The organism is Streptosporangium sp. NPDC003464 (assembly GCF_053588315.1).
In genome coordinates, this window is sequence record NZ_JBSFPS010000529.1 from 1 (window position 1) to 1,912 (window position 1,912).

The 1,912-nt window shown below is 67.1% G+C and carries 1 protein-coding gene; it reads left to right on the forward strand.

All coding sequences use genetic code 11. From position 1 onward, the window contains the following. Positions 1-416 precede the first annotated feature (416 nt). Positions 417-1,547: a serine hydrolase domain-containing protein gene (locus ACWDS7_RS48200; RefSeq protein ID WP_451934787.1), complete on the forward strand. Its 1,131-nt coding sequence runs from the start codon at positions 417-419 to the stop codon at positions 1,545-1,547. The last annotated feature ends 365 nt before the right edge of the window (positions 1,548-1,912 follow it).

Here is a 1,912-nt window from a genome sequence, read left to right on the forward strand (position 1 = left end):
GCGTCACCCCTACGCCTACCTGGCCTTTCTCACCCTCGCTGCAGTCATGACCTGCCATAAGCGACATCTCAAACTCACCATGTAGGACACGGTCTAATTAGCCGATGAACGCGGTCAACCCACCCCACCCGCCCCGCTCCCCTCCGTCTTCACCGGACTGTCGTCCTCAGCACCGGTACGGCGGGCGGGAGCGCGGGCCTGGTCGGCGCCGGTGAACGGCGCTCAGCCGGGGCGTTCCCAAGCATCGCGGCACGCGGCCACACGAACCGGACGGTACGGATTTCCCTACCATCGCGGGCCGGTCATCCCCCTCTGTCGTTGGCCCGCTGGCGGGATCGTTCGCCCAGGCCCGCCTCTCCTAGCGTGGTGACCAGCGCCGATGCGGCGTGAAAGCCCACCAGGAGAAGTAACCACCCATGCGTACCAAGTCCAGGGGCCCCGCCCTCGCCCTCGCCCTCGCCACCGCCGGGCTGGCCCTCGCCGCCGTCCCGGTACACGCCGCGGAGGCTTCCGCTCCGAGCACCGCGGCCTCGCTCCAGAAGTCGATGGACGCGATGATGCGCACCGGTACTGCGGCCGGAGTGCAGGCCAGGCTCAGTGAGGGAGACCGGCAGACCGTCCTGCGCTCGGGAACGGCCACGATCGACGGCAAACGTCCCGTCCCGGCCAACGGGTCGTTCCGCATGGGCAGCGTCACCAAGGTCTTCACCTCGGTCACCGTGCTGCAGTTGGTCGGCGAGGGCCGGATCGGACTGGACGACCCCATCGGCAAGTACCTGCCGGGCCTGTTGCCGCGCGAGAACGACATCACCGTACGAATGATCCTCCAGCACACCGCCGGAATACCCGACTACACCAGCATGAAGGAGTTCCCGACGTCGGACGAACCGTACCTGAAGCTGCGCTTCACCCGGTTCACCGACGAGGGCATCGTGAAGACCGCGCTGACCAGGCCGCTGGACTTCGAGCCCGGCACGAAGTTCTCCTACTCCAACACCGGCTATGTGGTGGTCGGAATGCTGATCAAGGCGGTGACCGGCCACAGCTGGCAGAGCGAGGTCACCGAGCGCGTCATCAAGCCGCTGGGGCTGCACGACACCTCGGCTCCGACGTACTCCACGGCCATCCCCGGTCCGCACGCCCACGGATACATCAAGAAGAACAACGGCGAGTACGTGGACGTGACCCGGCTCAACCCGAGCATCGCCAGCTCCGGTGGAGCGATGATCACGACCACCGCGGACCTGACGACCTTCCTCAACGGCCTGGTCACCGGCAAGCTCCTCAAGCCCTCCCAGTTCACCGAGATGCAGAAGACCGTTCCCATCAAGATCCAGCCGGGAGACTACGGCCTCGGCCTGGTCTCCATGTCCACCTCGTGCGGGCGGCGGGTCATCGGTCACAACGGAGGCATCCCGGGCTATCTCACGACCGCCTTCACCACCCTGGACGGCCGCACGAAGCTGGCCCTCTCCGTCAACCAGAACCAGTCCCAGTCCGACATGGCCGCCTTCAGCAAGATGATCGACTCCGCCTTCTGCCCCTGAGACCGACCGCACTTGAGACCGGCCGCCCCGGAGACCTGTCCTCTCCTCTCCAGGGCGAGCCCTCACCTCGCTCCGCTTCGCATGGCTGTCATTCCGGCGCCGGTACGGTGGGCAAAGGCGCGGGCCTGGTCGGCGCCCGTGAACGGCGCTCGGCCCGGGAACGTCTCCGGTCCTTCCGGATCTCGAAGTCCATCGCACCCCTTCAAGCTGGGGTGTTGCGGCGACCACTTACAGCGTGTCCTACATGGTGGGTGAGTCGTTGAACTCACCCACCATGGACGGCGGGCGATGGGACTGGATCGTCCCGGCGGGGTTGTGGGAGATCGCGCGGCCGTTGCTGCCGGCGCCCCGGGTGCGCCCGCAGG